This window comes from Ascidiaceihabitans donghaensis, assembly GCF_900302465.1.
GTDB lineage: Bacteria > Pseudomonadota > Alphaproteobacteria > Rhodobacterales > Rhodobacteraceae > Ascidiaceihabitans > Ascidiaceihabitans donghaensis.
The window spans coordinates 1,248,643-1,266,979 of record NZ_OMOR01000001.1 but is presented as its reverse complement, the minus strand read 5'-3'; the positions used below and the strand labels follow the sequence as shown (position 1 = coordinate 1,266,979).

At 54.6% G+C, this 18,337-nt stretch carries 16 protein-coding genes; 14 read left to right on the top strand and 2 right to left on the bottom strand.

Annotated elements, in window-relative coordinates:
- Position 1 precedes the first annotated feature (1 nt).
- Positions 2 to 1,207: an MFS transporter gene (locus ASD8599_RS06320; RefSeq protein WP_108827750.1), complete on the bottom strand. Its 1,206-nt coding sequence runs from the start codon at positions 1,205 to 1,207 to the stop codon at positions 2 to 4.
- Between the two features lie 271 nt (positions 1,208 to 1,478).
- Here ASD8599_RS06320 and dprA point away from each other — a divergent pair, with 271 nt between their 5' ends.
- From dprA to ASD8599_RS06305, 3 genes are all read left to right on the top strand, one after another.
- Positions 1,479 to 2,630: a DNA-processing protein DprA gene (gene dprA / locus ASD8599_RS06315; protein ID WP_108827749.1), complete on the top strand. Its 1,152-nt coding sequence runs from the start codon at positions 1,479 to 1,481 to the stop codon at positions 2,628 to 2,630.
- A 148-nt stretch (positions 2,631 to 2,778) separates the two neighbouring features.
- Complete coding sequence (topA, locus tag ASD8599_RS06310; protein WP_108827748.1) at positions 2,779 to 5,421, top strand: type I DNA topoisomerase; 2,643 nt, start codon at positions 2,779 to 2,781, stop codon at positions 5,419 to 5,421.
- A gap of 396 nt (positions 5,422 to 5,817) precedes the next feature.
- The gene (locus ASD8599_RS06305; protein ID WP_108827747.1) at positions 5,818 to 6,858 is read left to right on the top strand and encodes a PAS domain-containing protein; all 1,041 of its coding nucleotides are present in this window, start codon (positions 5,818 to 5,820) and stop codon (positions 6,856 to 6,858) included.
- Between the two features lie 17 nt (positions 6,859 to 6,875).
- On the opposite strand, the gene ASD8599_RS06300 is transcribed toward ASD8599_RS06305, so the two are convergent.
- Entirely contained in the window at positions 6,876 to 7,691 is an 816-nt protein-coding gene (locus ASD8599_RS06300) for a lytic transglycosylase domain-containing protein (RefSeq protein ID WP_108827746.1), read from the bottom strand.
- A gap of 362 nt (positions 7,692 to 8,053) precedes the next feature.
- Here ASD8599_RS06300 and ASD8599_RS06295 point away from each other — a divergent pair, with 362 nt between their 5' ends.
- The 11 genes from ASD8599_RS06295 (at position 8,054) to ASD8599_RS06245 (ending at position 18,335) form a co-directional block, all read left to right on the top strand.
- The gene (locus ASD8599_RS06295; RefSeq protein ID WP_108827745.1) at positions 8,054 to 8,236 is read left to right on the top strand and encodes a Flp family type IVb pilin; all 183 of its coding nucleotides are present in this window, start codon (positions 8,054 to 8,056) and stop codon (positions 8,234 to 8,236) included.
- Positions 8,237 to 8,338: 102 nt separating this feature from the next.
- On the top strand, positions 8,339 to 8,515 hold the full coding sequence (locus ASD8599_RS20255) for a hypothetical protein (RefSeq protein WP_181364422.1): 177 nt from the start codon (positions 8,339 to 8,341) through the stop codon (positions 8,513 to 8,515).
- Between the two features lie 222 nt (positions 8,516 to 8,737).
- Positions 8,738 to 9,595: a Flp pilus assembly protein CpaB gene (gene cpaB, locus ASD8599_RS06285; protein ID WP_108827743.1), complete on the top strand. Its 858-nt coding sequence runs from the start codon at positions 8,738 to 8,740 to the stop codon at positions 9,593 to 9,595.
- A gap of 191 nt (positions 9,596 to 9,786) precedes the next feature.
- Positions 9,787 to 11,226, top strand: a complete 1,440-nt coding sequence (locus ASD8599_RS06280) for a type II and III secretion system protein family protein (protein WP_108827742.1) — start codon at positions 9,787 to 9,789, stop codon at positions 11,224 to 11,226.
- Positions 11,213 to 11,914 (top strand): OmpA family protein, encoded by a 702-nt coding sequence (locus tag ASD8599_RS06275; protein ID WP_108827741.1) that lies wholly within the window; start codon positions 11,213 to 11,215, stop codon positions 11,912 to 11,914. Before ASD8599_RS06280 ends, ASD8599_RS06275 begins: the two co-directional genes overlap by 14 nt.
- A 216-nt stretch (positions 11,915 to 12,130) precedes the next feature.
- Positions 12,131 to 13,366: a CpaE/TadZ family protein gene (locus tag ASD8599_RS06270; protein ID WP_108827740.1), complete on the top strand. Its 1,236-nt coding sequence runs from the start codon at positions 12,131 to 12,133 to the stop codon at positions 13,364 to 13,366.
- Positions 13,367 to 13,387: 21 nt separating this feature from the next.
- On the top strand, positions 13,388 to 14,854 hold the full coding sequence (locus ASD8599_RS06265) for a TadA family conjugal transfer-associated ATPase (RefSeq protein ID WP_108827739.1): 1,467 nt from the start codon (positions 13,388 to 13,390) through the stop codon (positions 14,852 to 14,854).
- A gap of 46 nt (positions 14,855 to 14,900) precedes the next feature.
- The gene (locus ASD8599_RS06260; RefSeq protein ID WP_108827738.1) at positions 14,901 to 15,863 is read left to right on the top strand and encodes a type II secretion system F family protein; all 963 of its coding nucleotides are present in this window, start codon (positions 14,901 to 14,903) and stop codon (positions 15,861 to 15,863) included.
- A 19-nt stretch (positions 15,864 to 15,882) separates the two neighbouring features.
- Entirely contained in the window at positions 15,883 to 16,878 is a 996-nt protein-coding gene (locus ASD8599_RS06255) for a type II secretion system F family protein (protein WP_108827737.1), read from the top strand.
- Positions 16,868 to 17,449: a tetratricopeptide repeat protein gene (locus ASD8599_RS06250; protein WP_422664762.1), complete on the top strand. Its 582-nt coding sequence runs from the start codon at positions 16,868 to 16,870 to the stop codon at positions 17,447 to 17,449. Before ASD8599_RS06255 ends, ASD8599_RS06250 begins: the two co-directional genes overlap by 11 nt.
- A gap of 28 nt (positions 17,450 to 17,477) precedes the next feature.
- A complete protein-coding gene (locus ASD8599_RS06245) occupies positions 17,478 to 18,335 on the top strand; it encodes a tetratricopeptide repeat protein (protein WP_108827736.1) in 858 nt (285 codons plus the stop codon).
- Positions 18,336 to 18,337: the final 2 nt, after the last annotated feature.

Sequence of the window (18,337 nt, the reverse complement as noted above, 5' to 3'; positions counted from 1 at the left end):
CTTATTGCGCCTGAAGTGATCTGTAGCTTTTGACACTGCGCAGGCCGCTGAACACCGACACCAGAAAGGACGCAGCGAAAGCGGCAACCACCACAAACAGGCCCGCCTTGGCCCCAAAACCGCCCGTGACCATCCCCCCTGCAAGTGCGCCAAGGGGTCTAACGCCATAAATCGCTGTTTGAATGACCGCATTGACCCGTCCAAGCATCGCAGGCGGTGTCACGATCTGGCGCACAGAGTTTTGGGCGATCAGCCACATGGATGGCCCGAACCCAAGCAACAGAAAACAGGCGTACAGCCAGATTTCAGACGTCTCTGGCCCGATCATGGTCAGACCAATGGCCGCAAGAACCGAGCTTCCCGGCCCAAAAAGCAATATAACAGACGGGGCAATCCGATCCAGAACGCGCCCCGCCAGCCATGATCCAAAGACCGCGGCCAGCCCGAACGCCGATAACGCAAACCCGAATGCCCCCGGCGCGAACCCGTAGATGTCACGGATCACCGGAACCAACGCAACAAGAAGGGCTGCAAAAGCCAAATTCCAAAAAATTGCACATAGTGAAATCGGCAGCAAAAGCCGATGGCGCACCGCATAACGGCCCCCTTCGAATATCCGCGACAAAACTGAACCTTGTTGCTTTGGAATGACATCAAAGCGGGGCAAGGTTATCGACAAACCGAACGCGCACAGCGACCCAAAGCAAGCGGCGGCAAATATCACCCATGCAGGCACTTCGCTGACGACCAGCCCGACAACGAGGGGAACGGCAAAAGAACACAAGGCACGCGGGATTTCGACGGCGGCATTGGCACGCGCCAAGGTCCCCGCCGCGACGGCACGCGGCAGAATCGACAATACGGTCAAACCGAACAGAACCACGCCGAATCCCGCGACGGTTATCGCCACCCCGAACCAGACGACCGATCCGAACAAAGTGGCAAATACTGCCCCGGCAAAGCCTGTAAAAGACGTCATCGCAGACAGCGCCGCCAACGTGCGAAGATCTTTCTGATCGACCAGAATCCCAAACGGAATCGATCCCAGCAGATGGGCCATGGATTGGCAGGCAACCAAAACTCCGATCGTTTGCGACGAGGCCCCGAACGCCAAAGCCGCGATAAGCGGGACGGAAACGATTGCAATTTGATCAGCAAAATGAGTGCCATAGGCAGCCCCAGACAAGCGATGAAGTGCCTTCACCATAATTACTCCTGCGGTTTTTGGTGGTGCATAGGCTTGCCAAGATTTCGAAGCGACCCGTTACCTGCGCAATGGCCGTGACCGATGTATTTGATCTGTTTTGGGATGGGCTTTTGGTTTCTCGTGGTTCTAGGTTTTCCGCCCAGGACCCGGACAACAATCAAAGTTTGAACCAACAAAAAAAGACAATATCCCCATAAATAGTGAGGATTTCGTTCACCTGCTGTTAACCACCTTATCGCTATACAAGGTACAGCAACGGACGGAGCTACGGATGACTGACCAAGGATTTACTCCTTCTTCCACTCACCCCCCACTCCCACCCACCTCGGAAGTTGACCAGTTTCATCGTCTCCGTCTGTTGCGATCCCGCCGGGTCGGCATCTCTACGTACAAACGCCTGCTGATTGAACACGGCACTGCGCAAAACGCGCTGGCCGCGCTGCCCGAGGTAGCGCGTGCCGCCGGCGTTTCCGGCTATCAGCTATGCCCCGAAGGCGTGATCCACGCAGAAATGCGTGCGGCACGCGATTTTGGCGCGGTTCTGGTTGATCATCTGCATCCCGCCTACCCGTCTTCATTGGCCGAATTGGATGACGCACCCCCCTTTTTGTGGACGCTGGGCGACGTATCCATTTTGCAAAAGCCCATGATTGCAATGGTAGGTGCGCGCAATGCGTCCTCGCTTGGCACCCGCATGGCCAAAAAGCTGGCCGCCGACCTGGGCGAAGCCGGATATGTTGTTGTGTCAGGACTTGCCCGCGGCGTTGATGCAGCCGCGCATTTGGCCGCATTGCCGACTGGCACAGTCGCCGTGCAAGCGGGTGGGGTAGATGTGATGTACCCCGCCGAAAACACCGAACTTGCCTTGGGCATCGCCCAACAGGGCTTGCGTGTAAGCGAAATGCCGATGGGACAACAACCGATGGCGCGGCATTTCCCAATGCGCAACAGGATCATTTCGGGACTGGCGCAGGCCACGATCGTGGTGGAAGCCGCCGCAAAATCAGGCAGCCTGATCACGGCCCGTGACGCTTTGGATCAAGGGCGCGACGTGCTGGCGGTGCCGGGGCATCCTTTTGATGCCCGCGCGTCGGGGTGCAACATGCTGATCCGTGACGGGGCCACATTGGTGCGCGGCGCCGATGATGTGCTTGCGGCAATGGCGCCACTGTGCCAATCGCCCTCCCGACAAGCCGAATTGCCCCTTGTCGCCGAAGAAACGCCGCCCAAACATCCCAGCCTGCGGGACACATCCGCCTTGCATATGCAGATCTTGGACCGTCTTGGCCCCGCCCCCATGGCCGAAGACCAATTGATCCGCGACATTGCGATCCCTGCGTCTCAAATCACGCCAGTTCTTGTGTCGCTTGAGCTGGACGGGCAAATCCAACGACGCCAAGGTGGCCTTCTGACCAAAGCGTAGGATCAAAGCAATTTCTTGGGGCAAATCGGGGCAAATCCACCTGCGACATCATTGGCATCACGCGGCTTGGTTGACAATAAAAGCTTGCACCCCACATCTTGCGCAGCCATAGACGCCCTGAAATCCAGCCTAAAAGGTGCCTTAATACATGCCAGTTGTTGTTGTTGAATCGCCAGCCAAAGCCAAGACAATCAACAAGTATTTGGGTGACAACTATACTGTTTTAGCCTCTTACGGGCATGTGCGCGACCTGCCCCCGAAAGACGGATCTGTCGACACAGACAATGAATTCGACATGCTTTGGGAGATCGGCAGCGACAGCAAAAAACACGTCAAAGCGATTGCCGATGCGCTGAAAGACGACAACGAACTGATCCTTGCAACTGACCCCGATCGCGAAGGCGAAGCCATCAGCTGGCACCTGCAAGAGGCACTGACAAAGCGCAAATCCATCAAGAAAGACACACCTGTCAGCCGCGTGGTGTTCAACGCAATCACCAAGGCCGCTGTCACCGAAGCCATGCAAAATCCGCGCGAAGTGGACATGCCTTTGGTTGAGGCCTACCTGGCCCGCCGTGCGCTTGACTATCTTGTGGGGTTCAAGCTGTCGCCCGTCCTGTGGCGCAAACTGCCCGGCAGCCGGTCTGCTGGCCGCGTTCAATCGGTGTGCCTGCGCATCATCACAGAACGCGAAATGGAGATCGAGGCATTCCGCAACCGCGAATACTGGTCGGTCAAAGCCATCTTGTCGTCACCCACGGGTCAAGAATACGAAGCCCGCCTGACGACGCTTGCAGGTAAAAAGCTGGACAAATACGACATCGAGAACCAGCAACAGGCCGAAATGGCCGAAGCTGCAATCACCAGCCGCGACCTGACCATTCAATCTGTCGAAGCCAAACCCGCAACGCGCAACCCGTCTGCCCCGTTCATGACATCGACATTGCAACAAGAAGCCAGCCGCAAGTTCGGCATGGGCGCGCGCCAATGCATGAGCAGCGCCCAACGTCTTTATGAAGCCGGCCACATCACCTACATGCGGACCGATGGCATCGACATGGCCCCCGAGGCCGTCACGATGGCACGTGACGCAATCAAGGACCGCTTTGGCGGTGAATACGTGCCTGCCCAGCCGCGCATGTACAAAAACAAAGCCAAGAACGCGCAAGAAGCCCACGAATGTATCCGCCCGACGGATATGACCAATGATGCGGCGTCTTTGAAGATCATGGATGCAGACCAGCGCAAACTATATGACCTGATCTGGAAGCGAACATTGGCATGCCAGATGGAATCGGCCCGTCTGGAACGCACCACAGTCGAAATCGGCAGCGCTGACGGCCAAGTCGGCTTGCGTGCCACAGGCCAGGTGATGCTGTTTGACGGGTTTCTGAAAGTCTATGAGGAAGGCCGTGATGACGTTGTGGTCGATGACGACGACAAACGCCTGCCGCAACTTAACCAGAACGAAAAAGCCGATAAAAAGTCGATCACACCGGAACAACACTTTACCCAGCCTCCGCCCCGCTACACCGAAGCGACGCTGGTCAAGCGGATGGAAGAACTGGGCATCGGTCGCCCATCAACCTACGCTAGCGTTGTGACGACGATTCAGGACCGCGATTATGTGCGCAAGGAAAAGAACCGCCTGATCCCCGAGGACAAAGGCCGTTTGGTGATTGCCTTCCTCGAAAACTACTTCCGTCGCTATGTGGGATATGACTTTACCGCGTCTTTGGAAGAAGAACTGGATGACGTCAGCGCGGGCGATCGCAATTACAAAGACGTGTTGGGCTCATTCTGGCGCGATTTTTCTGCGGCCATCGCCGAAACCAGCGAATTGCGCATCACCGAAGTGCTCGAAAAGATCAACGAAGTGCTCGAACCGCATTTGTTCCCTGTCACAGAAGAGGGCGGCGATCCGCGTCTGTGCCCCAACTGTGAAAAGGGCCGCCTAAGCATGCGCACCGCCCGCTCTGGCGGTGCTTTCATCGGCTGTTCCAACTATCCGGAATGCCGGTATACCCGCGCCTTCGGCCCTCCCGGCGCTGAAGACACCGGTGGCATCCCCCCCGAAGGCAAACATCTGGGCGACGACGACGGCGACAAGATTTATGCGTTCAAAGGACGTTTCGGGCCGTATGTGCAGCGCGGCGAAGTCACGGACGACAACAAGAAACCGCCACGTCAGTCGATCCCAAAAGACTGGCCGCCTGCCGATGTGGACCTAAGCCAAGCGCTGATGCTGCTGTCCCTGCCCCGCGAAATCGGACCGCATCCGGAAGACGGCGTGATGGTTTGGGCCAATATCGGGCGCTATGGCCCCTATCTGAAACACGCTGCCAGCACATCAGAACGCGGTGGCACAAACGCCAACCTCGAAGGCATAGACGAAGTCTGGACAGTTGGTATGAACCGCGCTGTCCAGCTTTTGGCCGAAAAGGTAGCATCCCGAGGCGGGCGCGGCGTGGCCGCAAAACCGATCCGCGAAATGGGCGAACACCCCGATCAGGGCGGCAACGTCGCCATCATGAGTGGAAAATACGGGCCTTATGTGAAGTGGGAGAAAATCAACGCCACTATCCCCAAGGAAATCGAACCCGAAGATCTAAGCATGGATCAAGCTGTCCAGCTTTTGGATGAGAAGGCTGCCAAAAAAGGCACCGGACGCCGGAAAACCGCTGCGAAAAAGCCAACAAAAGCAGCGGCCGCCAAAAAAACCACAGCCAAAAAACCAGCTGCCAAGAAAAAGCCCGCCGCCAAAAAGAAGCCAGCTGCGAAAAAAGAATGATCTGATCCTCCCAAGGGCGCTTGCACTATATCGCATGCGCCCTTGTGCGAAAATCCGCCGTTTTCAGCAGGAAAACGGCCTTTTCCCCTCGTTTCTCAGCCAGATGACACAATTCTGGACATGTAAATTGACAGAATTCGTGTGCAACGGCATACATATATGAGTTGGTCAGAATACTCGGGGAAATTGTGGCCAACCCTACCCCCAAAAGAAACATAACGAACCATACGCATCAGCCAATGCGCAATGGAAGCCAAGGAAACAGTATGAAAACGGGCTATGGGTTTGTATCCAAGGCTTTAGGAACCAAAGCGTTCAGCGCTGAGGCAGCTTGCTGTGCCCGTCCGTTTTCCTTGCACGCGTCCAATGGTTTAATGACACGGGGAAAACGCCGCTATGCATGACACCATTGAAACCCATTTCGCCGAAGATGAACTGTTTCATAGTTTTGCTGGCGCGCAAGTGGCTATGATCATCACGAACCCAAACCTAGATGATAATCCGATTGTGTATGTAAATCAGGCGTTTACCGCTATGACCGGATACAAGCGCAGCGCAATCATCGGCCAGAACTGTCGTTTTCTGCAGGGCGAAAACACCCGCAAAAGCGACGTGGACCAATTGCGGCAATGCATCGAAACAAACACAAGCGTTTCTGTTGATATTCTCAATTACCGTTCAAACGGCGAACCTTTTACGAACCGCTTGGTCGTGGCCCCCATCCATGATGCGCAGGGACGCGTACAGTTTTTTATGGGCATCCAGAAAGAACTAAGCCCGCAAGACGTGTCGTCCTCTGCCAACGAAATCGACGATAGGCTGGTTGAAATCCAGAACCGCGTTCGGTCCGATCTGTCGATGATTATCAATATGATCCGGCAACAATCCTCCCAAGACAGCTCTGTTCCTGAAGATTTCGCGGCCCTGTCACGCCGTGTCGAAACGTTGCAAGTGCTGTATGATGAAATGAAGCTGGCCGATGCCAATTCCAACCGTGATGGTATTCAACTTGGAAACTTTTTGTCGCGCCTCATCGTGGCCATCGCGCATGTTCAAGGGCGGCCAGGTGTGCGCATGAACATGCAGCTGGAATCCCTGGTTCTGCCAATTGAAACAGCGGCGCGTGTGGGTCTTGTGGTTTCGGAGCTGCTGACCAATGCCTTTCAACACGCATTTGAGCGCCTGGACCAAGGTATGATCGAAGTGCGCATGTCCAGCCTGTCAGGTGGCGGGGTGCGACTAACGATCTCTGATGATGGTGTTGGCATTCCCACCGACATGGCATGGCCTGACCCAGCGAATGTTGGGGGGCGCATCGTAAACGGTTTGATCGAAGGCTTGGAAGGCACCTTGCATTTGGGACGCGGCGCAGCAGGCAGCTTTGTTACGATAGATGTGCCAGCGGGTGGCGACATGTCGGATCAATTCCTGTCCTAATATCTGATGCCTGCCGGTTACTTGGCGTTTAGTGCTGCAAAGACGCATCCATCCGTGACCAGTTCCGGTGGCGTCAAACACAAGCCCCGCGCCACCTGAAACGCTGCAAGCACTTTGGGAACGTAGTCGCGGGTTTCCGCAAATGGTGGAACACCACCGTGTTTGCGTACATTGCCTTCGCCCGCATTATATCCCGCAAGCACAAGAATAGGGTCCCGTTCGAATTCCTGCATCAACCAGTTCAGGTATTTTACACCACCCAGAATATTAGCGCCGGGTTGAAAGCTGTCCGTGACCCCGAACCGCGCAGCCGTGTCCGGCATCAATTGCATCAAACCCTGCGCCCCGGCCCCGCTTTCGGCGTCTGGGTCACCCGCTGATTCAACCGTCATGACAGCAAGAACCAAAGCAGGCGATACGTCTGTGTCTATGGTGGACTTCAAAATATCAATGCCGCGCGCCTGCGCGATGGTCTGCATCTGCTGCAGCCGTGGACTGGGCACCGTGCCATTTGCAGCCAAAGTGCGCATTGCAACGTCCAGACGCCCCGGGCCGGTTTTTGCGGCATCTGGTGATACTTTGTCCCAGAACCAGGCATAAGACCCTGCGGGTACAGAAACCGCACCAGAGGGTGTGATCGTCGCCGATGCTTCAGGGGCTTTGGGGGCTTGAGCCGCGGGATCAATCTGAATCGTTATCCGCTTTGCACCCGATTTTGGTGGTTTTACACGTTTTGCAGAGAATTCGGGAAAGGGTTTCGGGGTATCCGCCACGCAAAACGACGCAACACAGGCCAAGGCCAACGCTGAAATGGCAATTTTTGAGTTTTTCATGCCTGCTCGACACCGATTTTTTATAATTCTGGACAAAGTATCTCAGAAAATCGGCCCAAAAACCAGCCAATCGGGACAAGATCATGGCGAAACCGCCACATTTGAAGGTGTTAACGAGCTGTAAATCAATTAATGGAATTTAATTTATAATTTTTCCTTATACTTATCATATAGTTACAAGAAAAATACAAAGTTCTTCTACAGAAATTGCAAAAGCCATATTTGCCGCCAAATTCATGCCCCATTCAAAGTGCAAAACATGTTCATACCAAGTCGGACAGGTTCAAATGAGAGAACGAGCCGCTACGGACGACAAGGTTGAAACTGAAAAAAACACACTGATCCTTTGGAGGGACACTACCATGATGAAATTTATCAAAAACTTCCGTAAAGACGAAAACGGCGCCGTAACAGTTGACTGGGTTGTTTTGACAGCCGCCGTTGTTGGCCTGGCCGTTGCAGCTTACTCTTCCATCGAAGGCGGCGCGTCCGAGCTGACAGCAGACACAGACACATTCTTGGGCAAGCAAGACCCTAACCTGTAAGGTTAGCCCAGTTTGAACGAGTGCGAGGCCGCATCCAGGATGCTGGATGCGGCCTTTTGCTTCTCACCACACAAGAGTATTTGAACCGGCGAGGGTCAAAGGATGTTAAACTTTTTTAAATCATTTTTGAAAGACGAGGACGGTGCCATCACCGTTGACTGGATCGTTTTGACTGCTGTGCTTGCCGGTGGCGGCCTGCTCCTGACCGGTTTTTTAATAGAGTCTGTTCTGGCTCTTGCCGCGCAGATCGTGGCGTTTCTGGCCGACTGGAAACCTTAAGGTCTCCACACAAAATGCTATGATTGCGCCACGTTCGTTCGTTGGCGCTTTTTGGCCGTTTGGCCCCCCCGTGTTGCGCGTGTTTGCGTATCAATTGCGGACACAAGAGACGTCGCACAACCGTCACGGCCCTACCCTATTTCAACCACAATTGCGTGACATTGATAAAAGGGACAAAAACCGAGGGCACCAAACGCCCTGACAGTTATATGAGGTGATAAAATGCGTATGGTATTTGGGCTTGTTCTTCTGGTGGGTGTCGCGCTCGCAGGCGGGGCTGTTTACATGGCCAAAAACTATATCGGAGCGTACCAGAACGAGCTGGCGCGCGAACGCGCAGCCCGTGCGAAGGTTGTTCCCACCGTAGACGTGTACGTCGCAGATCGCGCACTCAAGTACGGTGAAGAGATCACCACTGAAGATGTTCGGATGGTAGCTTGGCCCGAAAATGCCATCCCCGAAGGCACATTCCTGGACGACGGCACACTGTTTCCAGAAGGCAAAGACGAAAAACGCGTTGTCCTTCGCGCCATGGAAAAGGACGAGGCCGTGATGGCCATCAAAGTGACACTTCCTGGCGAAGAAGCCGGCCTGACGTCTAGGTTGGAACGCGGCATGCGAGCCTTTGCTTTGCGTGTTGACGTGGCATCTGGCGTGTCCGGCTTCTTGCGCCCCGGCGACCGTGTCGACGTTTACTGGACAGGTCAGGTTGTCACCGATGGTGGCCGTGATCGCTCTGAAATCACAAAACTGATCGAACCGGGCATCAAATTGATCGCCATTGACCAAAGCGCCACAGGTGATTTGGAGGGCGCTGTCATTGCACGCACGGTAACTGTCGCCTTGCGCCCAAATCAGGTCGCCGCATTGGCACAGGCCCAATCGACAGGATCCTTGTCCCTGTCTTTGGTTGGCGCTGACGACGACACCGTGGCGGGCGAGATCGAAGTAAACCAACAGTCTTTGTTGGGTTTGGCGACAGAAACCGTCAAGGTCCAAGCCAAAAAGGAAGAAGTCTGCACCATCCGCACCCGCCGTGGCGCAGAGGTTCTGGAAATCCCAATCCCTTGCACAAATTAAGCAATATCAAACGGTTGAAAGGCGCTGCATCCCCGCAGCGCCTTTTGTCTTTTGGGGCTGTTGCCCTTTATCCACATACACAAACACGATCAACCCATTGATTCTTGCAAAAAAAATGGAATTGACGCATGGTGATCCAAACGTGGGCAAAAAGACCCAATATTGAGGCGTGATCACAAAAGGCAGGTCACATGAAAATTGATAGATTTCTAAAAGCAGCCCTTCTGGGGCTGGCTGTAAGTGCATCGCCTGTTGCGATGATGTTCGCCACAGATGCGGCGGCCAACAACTTGCGTGTGGTCAAACAAGGCACCTCGCGGACGCTAGATGTACCGATGAACCGCGCTGTTGTGGTTGAAAGCGACGTGCCTTTCGCGGAACTGAGCATCGCAAACCCCGGTATCGCGGATATTTCGTCCCTGTCGGATCGTACAATTTATGTTTTGGGCAAAGCGCCTGGCTTAACCACGCTGACCCTTTTGGATGCAGCGGGCAAACTGATCACAAACGTCGACGTGCGTGTGGCCGCCGATGTGTCCGAATTCAAAGAACGCCTGCGTCAAATTCTGCCCGGTGAAAAAATCGAGGTGCGTACAGCAAACGACGGGATCGTTTTGTCTGGCATCGTGTCCAGCTCCTCCCGTTTGCAACGCGCACTTGATTTGGCCGAACGCTATGCGCCGGACCGTGTTTCCAACCTTATGAGCGTCGGAGGCATTCAACAGGTCATGTTGAAAGTCCGTTTTGCCGAAATGCAGCGCTCTGTTTCGAAATCCCTGTCGTCTTCCTTGGCTTTGAACGGATCTGTTCTGGGCAATAGCGTGGGCGTCAACGGCGGGTCGGGCACGTTGAATTCGTCGGGCGGTGTTGGCACCGCATTAGGTGGCAATGTGCCATCCGTGAACGAAAACGCCGGCGCATTGCTGTTCGGGTTTAGCGCAGGCAACACGCAAGTGGGTCTGTTGCTTGAGGCCTTGGAAACCAAAGGTGTCGTACGCACCTTGGCAGAACCAAATCTGGTGGCGTTGTCCGGTCAAGAAGCTAAATTTCTGGCGGGTGGTGAATACCCCGTCCCTGTCAGCCAAGACAACGGCGCCATCACGGTTGAATTCAAACCCTTCGGAATTGAATTGAACTTTATTCCCCGTGTCGTCGACAAAGACTTGATCAATTTGGAACTGGAAGCCGCCGTATCCGCCATCGACCCAACAAACGGGTTCTCGGTCAACGGCTTTGAAATCGACGCCTTTTCACGCCGCGAAACATCGACCACGGTCGAGATGCGCGACGGCGAAAGCTTTGCGATTGCAGGTTTGCTGCAAGACGACTTCACCGACGATAATTCACAGTTGCCATGGCTTGGCGATGTGCCCGTCTTGGGCGCTTTGTTCCGGTCCGCCAGCTACCAGCGGCAGCAGACGGAACTGGTGATCATTATCACCGCGCATTTGGTGTCACCAACACGCGGCGAAGCCTTGTCGTTGCCCACCGACCGGATCAAACCACCCACCGAAAAAGACCTGTTTTTGTACGGTCGCACAGCTGCGGGCACCCGCACCCCCAAGAAAGGGGCCGCTGGCGAGGTTGCCAAACAGGACTTCTCCGGGTCATATGGCTATGTACTGGATTAATATCATGCGAGCCTACATGCGAAACACACGACATATTGTTGGTTTGACTGCCCTTTTGGGTACGTTGGCCGCCTGTGGCACCAGCAGTGATCCAGTTTATACGCAGTTCTACCGGGAAGCAGGCGCTTTGACCGACACAGGCGAGTTTGGCAACGCCACCTTGAACAACACACTCGTGTTGACAGGCGAACGCCAATACACCTTTGATCTGGCAAATCGGTTTTCCTCCGAAGTCCTCACCACAGTCAATTTTGCCTTTAATTCTGCACAGTTAGATGGTGGTGCGCGCGACACCCTGCGCGAACAGGCCCGCTGGATCAAACAGTTTCCGGAAATCCGGTTTCGGGTCTACGGACACGCAGATGCCGTGGGCAGCAGCAGCTACAACAAACGCTTGGGCCAACAACGCGCAAACGCAGTTGTCCATTATCTGACGTCCCAAGGCATCAGCCGCAAACGTCTTGAAGCGGTCGCATCCTTTGGGGAAACCCAGCCTTTGATCGTGACCCAGGGCCGCGAACGCCGCAACCGCCGCACCGTGACCGAAGTCACCGGATTTGTGCGTGGTCACCAGAATGTTCTGGACGGCAAATACGCACAGATCGTGTACCGCGACTATATCAACAGCGCCGTGCCACCGTCCCAATTGGATGGCATTCAAGGTTCTGACTTGCGTACAGAAGAATAACAGTAAGGGGGATTTCCCCCTTACCGTGTCAAAAGACCCAACAATAGAAGTTTTTTGGCCCCAATCTCGCCCCACTTCACAGCGATAGTCGATCCAATAGGACACGTGTGTCTGGCTAAAATGGCCGGGCATGGGCTTCCGCGAATGGGTTAAGAAAAGGTTAAGGCCTTAGATAAGACTCATCCGCCAAGCCCCTGAGAAAAGGACGATTTGGCAATGAGCAGTGTGATGCCACAACCCGAGACCGCGCCCATCGTGGCCTGCACCATCAGTCGTGATGTGCAGAACTTTGATCTGTTGATCGAAGACATGGAAACCGCCATGGGGGAATCCTGGGGTGACCTTGGTTTCGCAGAGGCTTTGGCCTTCTTCGGGCAACCCGAAGCAAGTGCAATGGAATTTGTGGCCCTTGCCATGGACGACATCGACGAAGACAACCTTGTTTTGATGGGCGAAATTATCGTTCAAGCCAAAAAACGCGACATCAAAGTCATTTTGATCGCTGAGGATATGACACCTGCGTCGCTGCATTCGTTGTTGCGTAAAGGTGCTGATGAATTTGTCCCCTACCCGCTGCCAGAAGGGGAATTGCAACAGGCGATTGACCGCGTGCGCACGGCGGATGTGCCGGTTGTGTCTGAACCAGCGGGTCCGCAGTTGAAAAGCGGTGCCAACAAACAAGGTGCCGTCATTGTATGTCACGGCTTGGCAGGTGGAACCGGTGCAACAACTTTGGCCGTTAACCTTGCGTGGGAATTGGCAAATGTTGCATCCGACAATGCGCCAAGTGTGTGCCTCTTGGACTTCGATTTGCAGTTCGGTGCCGTATCCACGTTCCTGGATTTGGCCCGTCGCGATGTTGTTTACGAAATGCTGTCAGACACAGACAGCATGGATGCCGACATGTTCAGCCAGGCGCTGTTGACCTTTGAAGACAAGCTTCAGGTGCTGACAGCGCCCGGTGATATGCTGCCTTTGGATCTTATCAGCCCCGAGGACATCCAGCGCGTGTTGGACATGGCCCGCAACCACTTCGATTTTGTCGTGATCGACATGCCGTCCACTCTGGTGCATTGGTCTGAAACAGTTCTGACCGCCGCCCATGTCTATTTCGCGACACTTGAGCTGGACATGCGGTCTGCGCAAAACACGATGCGTTTCAAGCGCGCGCTGCAATCCGAAGAATTGCCGGTCGAAAAGCTGCGCTATGTGATGAACCGCGCGCCGAAATTCACGGACCTAAGCGGCAAAAGCCGGATCAAGCGCATGGCTGAAAGCCTTGATATTTCTATCGATGTTCAATTGCCCGATGGCGGCAAACCCATCACCCAAGGTGCAGATCATGGCCTTCCACTGGCCACCTCTGCCCCCAAAAACCCACTGCGCCGCGAAATCGCCAAACTGGCCGCGTCGCTTCATGAAATTAAAGACGATCAGGCCCACGCAGCCTGATCACCTCCTTGGGGTAGAGCAATGTTTTCCAAATATAAAAAACCTACAAAAACGGCGCCCGTTGCAGAAGCTGCGCAAATAGCAGCCGTAGACACACCCGCCGCCAAAGTCACCGAATTGCCGGTGAACTCTGCCGCGTCGCAGGCGTCGGTTTCGCGCAAGTCCCACAATCAAGTGGCCGCAACAGCTGTGCCCCTGGACAAGGAACGCAAACGCAAGGAACGCATGGGCGAGCTGAAGCTGGAACTGCACCGTGCGTTGCTGGACAACTTGAACCTTGCAGCTTTGGAAAGCGCCTCGGAAAACGATCTGCGGTCTGAAATTCAGGCCATTGCCAGTGAATTTCTGCAAGACAACAACATTGTGCTGAACCGCGAAGACCGTCAGACGCTGAACCAGGAACTGTATGACGAGGTTACGGGCCTTGGCCCCTTGGAAACCTTGCTGCAGGACGAATCCGTCAACGATATTCTGGTCAACGGCCCGCAACAAATCTTTGTGGAGCGCTCAGGCAAGCTGGAATTGACCGATGTTACGTTTAAAGACGAAAAGCATCTCCTTCGAATCATTGATAAAATCGTGTCTGCCGTGGGTCGTCGCGTTGATGAATCCAACCCCTATGTGGATGCGCGGCTGAAAGACGGGTCACGTTTCAACGCCATGGTCCCCCCTGTCGCCGTAGACGGCAGCCTGGTTTCCATCCGGAAGTTCAAAAAAGACAAGCTGGGCATCGACGATCTGGTCAATTTCGGTGCCTTCACAGAAGAAATGGCTGCATATTTGCAAGCCGCTGTTGCCACACGTCTGAATGTTATCGTCTCTGGTGGTACGGGTTCGGGTAAAACAACAACCCTGAACGCATTGTCGTCGTTCATCGACAACGCCGAACGCATCCTGACCATCGAAGACACCGCCGAACTTCAGCTGCAACAGACCCACGTGGGCCGGATGGAAAGCCGCCCCCCCAACGTGGAAGGCAAAGGTGAAGTATCTCCGCGTGACTGTTTGAAAAACGCCCTTCGGATGCGACCTGACCGGATCATCGTTGGTGAAACGCGTGGCGAAGAAGTTATCGACATGTTGCAGGCGATGAACACCGGCCACGACGGCTCGATGACCACCATTCACGCCAACTCTGCCCGCGATGGGGTCAGCCGTTTGGAGAACATGATCGCAATGGCGGGCATTGAGATGCCTTTGAAAGCAGTTCGGTCCCAGATCTCTAGCGCTGTGAACCTGATTGTGCAGGCATCGCGTTTGCAAGACGGCTCCCGCCGTATGACATCCATCACGGAAATCACCGGGATGGAAGGCGATGTTATCTCGATGCAGGAAATCTTCCGCTACCAACGTGTGGGCCTGACGCCTGACAACAAAATCATCGGTCACTTCACTGCGACCGGCGTGCGCAGCCACTATGCGGAACGTTTCCGCATGTGGGGTTACGATCTGCCCGCCGCCATCTACGAACCCATCGCAGCCGAGTAAACGATATGTGTCCCACCATCCCAGTTATTATTGAGGAAATGAAATTATGAGCGCGGAACCCATTATTTACGGTCTCATCTTCATCGGCGTATTGGTGTTGGTTGAGGGGCTTTATCTGGTCGCTTTTGGCAAATCGATCAGTCTGAACAGCCGTGTGAACCGCCGTCTTGAAATGCTGAATAAAGGTGGCAAGCGCGAAGAAGTGCTGGACCAGCTGCGCAAGGAAATGCGCCAGCACATGAACGCGAAATCCATTCCCTTGTATTCGCTTCTGGCTGACAAGGCCCAAAAAGGTGCCATCGCCTTTACACCACAGCAGTTGATGATGGTGATGGGCGGGTTGGCCTTTGTCGCGTTCATCGGATTGTCGATTGGGACCGAAACCGAGGTTCCTTTGCGTCTGCTGTTGTCTGTCGGCATCGGTATCGGGGCCGTCTATTTCTGGATCAGCTCAAAGGCCAGCAAACGGTTGGCGATGATCGAAGAACAGCTTCCCGACGCTGTGGAACTGATGGTGCGGTCGTTGAAAGTGGGGCACCCGTTTTCCTCTGCCATCCAGATCGTGTCCAAAGAAGTGCAAGACCCGTTGGCATCCGAATTTGGCGTCATCGCGGACGAAGCAGCCTATGGCCGTGATATGGGCGAAGCCCTTAAAGACATGGCAGAACGTCTGGACATGCAAGACATGCGCTTTTTGGCCGTGGCCGTGACCATCCAGTCCCAATCCGGTGGTAACTTGGCCGAAATTCTGGCTGGCCTTGCATCTGTGATCCGCGCCCGCTTCCGCCTGTTCCGCCGTGTGAAAGCGATCACTGCTGAAGCAAAATGGTCAGGCAAGTTCCTGTCTGCCTTCCCGATTGTGGCCTTGATCGTCATCAACATTGCCGATCCGCATTACTACGACGAAGTCCGCGAACATGCGTATTTCATCCCCGCTTGTATCGCGGTGGGCCTGTTTCTGGCCGTCAACCTTGTGGTGATGCGTGTCCTCACCAACATCAAAGTATAATGAAAGGGAGCCCTGCTGCATGGAACTCTTCAACTCTGTAAACACTGCCATTCAAGACGTTTTAGGTCCGCTTGGTCCGATGATCTTGGTGGGTGCTTTGGGCACGGTTATGGTTGTTTTGACCGTGATCATTATGCTGCGTCAGCCCGAGGACCCGCTGAACAAGCTTAAGCGAGACGCTGCGAACCGAAACGGTGGCTCTGTTCATCGCGAAAAACTGCGTCAAGGCGGGCACAACGAACAGTTGGACCGGTTTGCCAGCTTTCTTGAACCCAAAGACGTGGCCGAACTTAGCGCCAAGCAACTGCAACTGCGTCAGGCGGGCTACCAGTCCAAAGATGCGGTACGCATGTTCCACGCGGCCCAGATGCTTTTGGGACTGCTTGGCCTTGGTCTTGGTGTGTTCTATTACACCTTCTACATGAACGTGGACGGGGCCGAAGTTTCGACCCAGAAAATGATCATGTATACGGTCGGCCCGGGTGGCATTGGCTATTACCTGCCCCAATATTGGGTGACGCGCCGTGTCGAAGAACGCAAAGAACAGATCACACAAGGCTTTCCCGACAGCTTGGACATGATGCTGGTCTGCGTCGAAGCCGGCCAATCACTAGAGCAATCTATTGTGCGCGTCGCCCGTGAATTGCGGGCCTCGTTTCCGGCGCTGGCAGACGAATTCGACGTGGTTGCCTACGAGATGAAAGCCGGTAAGGACAAAGCCACTGTTCTGAACGACATGGGCGAACGCTGCGGCGTGCAGGACGTGGCCAGCTTTGTGACCGTTTTGGTGCAATCCACTAGCTTTGGTACCTCTATCGCCGACGCTTTGCGTGTTTATGCAGGGGAAATGCGTGACAAACGTGTTATGCGTGCGGAAGAAGCTGCAAATAAGTTGCCAACCAAAATGACACTTGCCACAATGATGTTAACCGTGCCGCCATTGCTGATCATCCTTGTGGGTCCATCGGTGATGGGGATTACGAAAATGGGGAGCTTAAGTGCTGGTGGCAACTGACCGCATTTTAACAAAGCTTCGGCGCATCTGTGCCGGAGCCTTCCTTTTTGGACTTGCCGCCTGCGGAACGGGCGGCATTTCCACGTCTGACAGCGGGCCTTATGCGCCGGGCGTCGACAGATCCAAACAAGCCGTTGACGGTGTAGAAGTCGGGCACCGGTTGATTGCTGCAGGCGAATATGAATTGGCCATTCGCGCCTTTAACCGCGCAGCTTTGGCAAATGGACTGGACGCCGAGATCCTATCCGGCTTGGGCACGGCGAACCTTGAACTGGGCCGTTTGGGTCAAGCCGAAACCCTTCTTAGGCGCGCCACAGCCCAAGATGACGCGTGGCCGGAAATCTATAACAATCTTGGCGTTGTGTTGATGGAACGCGGCAAAACCGCTGAAGCACAGCAAATCTTTCGCAAAGCCTTTGCCCTAGACAATGGCGAAAGTGCACTAATCCGCGATAATCTGCGCTTAGCACTCGCAAAATCGGAAAATACTGTTAATACTGCTGGACAAAACAATAACTATAAATTGGTGCGACGCGGGTCCAGTGACTATCTGATCCGCCCGACGCCATAACCGAGGCAGAGCAGTAAAGGACGCAAAAATGCGCCATTCTTTCGTTGTACCTACCGTTTTGGCAGGGGCAGTATTCCTGTCCGCATGCGCCCAAAAGAACGCCGATGACACCGTCGAACGCGCCTTTCAGGACGTCAATGTGGTGGATGAAACCAATCTGACCGATGTCATGTTGACTGTGGCCGATCCAAACGAGGCCGTTGCGTATTTCACGCGCTCCGTTGGCGAAGACCCCGACCGCCTGGAATTTCAACGTGGTTTGGCCGTCAGTCTGGTCCGCGCGAAACGCTATACCGAAGCGGCCGCGGCCTACACCAAAGTCATCAAGATGGAAGGCGCCACACAATCCGACACCGTCGATTACGCCGATGCGCTGATCCGGTCCGGTGACTGGGCCAAAGCCGAAAAAATCCTTGATACCGTGCCCCCCACCTTTGAGACCTTCAAACGCTACCGCCTTGAAGCGATGGTGGCCGACAGCAACAAGGAATGGACCAAGTCCGACAGCTTTTATGAAACCGCCGTGGGCCTGACGACCCGGCCTGCCGGTATCATGAACAACTGGGGGTATTCCAAATTGACGCGTGGTGATTACAAGGCGGCAGAACGCTTGTTTGGCGATGCCATCCGTCAGGATCCATCGCTGTTCACGGCCAAGAACAACCTTGTGTTGGCACGCGCAGCCCAGCGCAATTATGCGCTGCCTGTTGTTCCTATGGACCAAACGGAACGCGCCCAGTTGTTGCACACAATGGCTTTGTCAGCGGTGAAACAAGGCGATGTTGAAACGGGCAAGACCCTGTTGCGTGACGCCATTGAAACCCATCCACAGCACTTTGAAGCCGCAGTGCGTGCGCTGAACGCGCTCGACAATTCCAACGGTTAAAT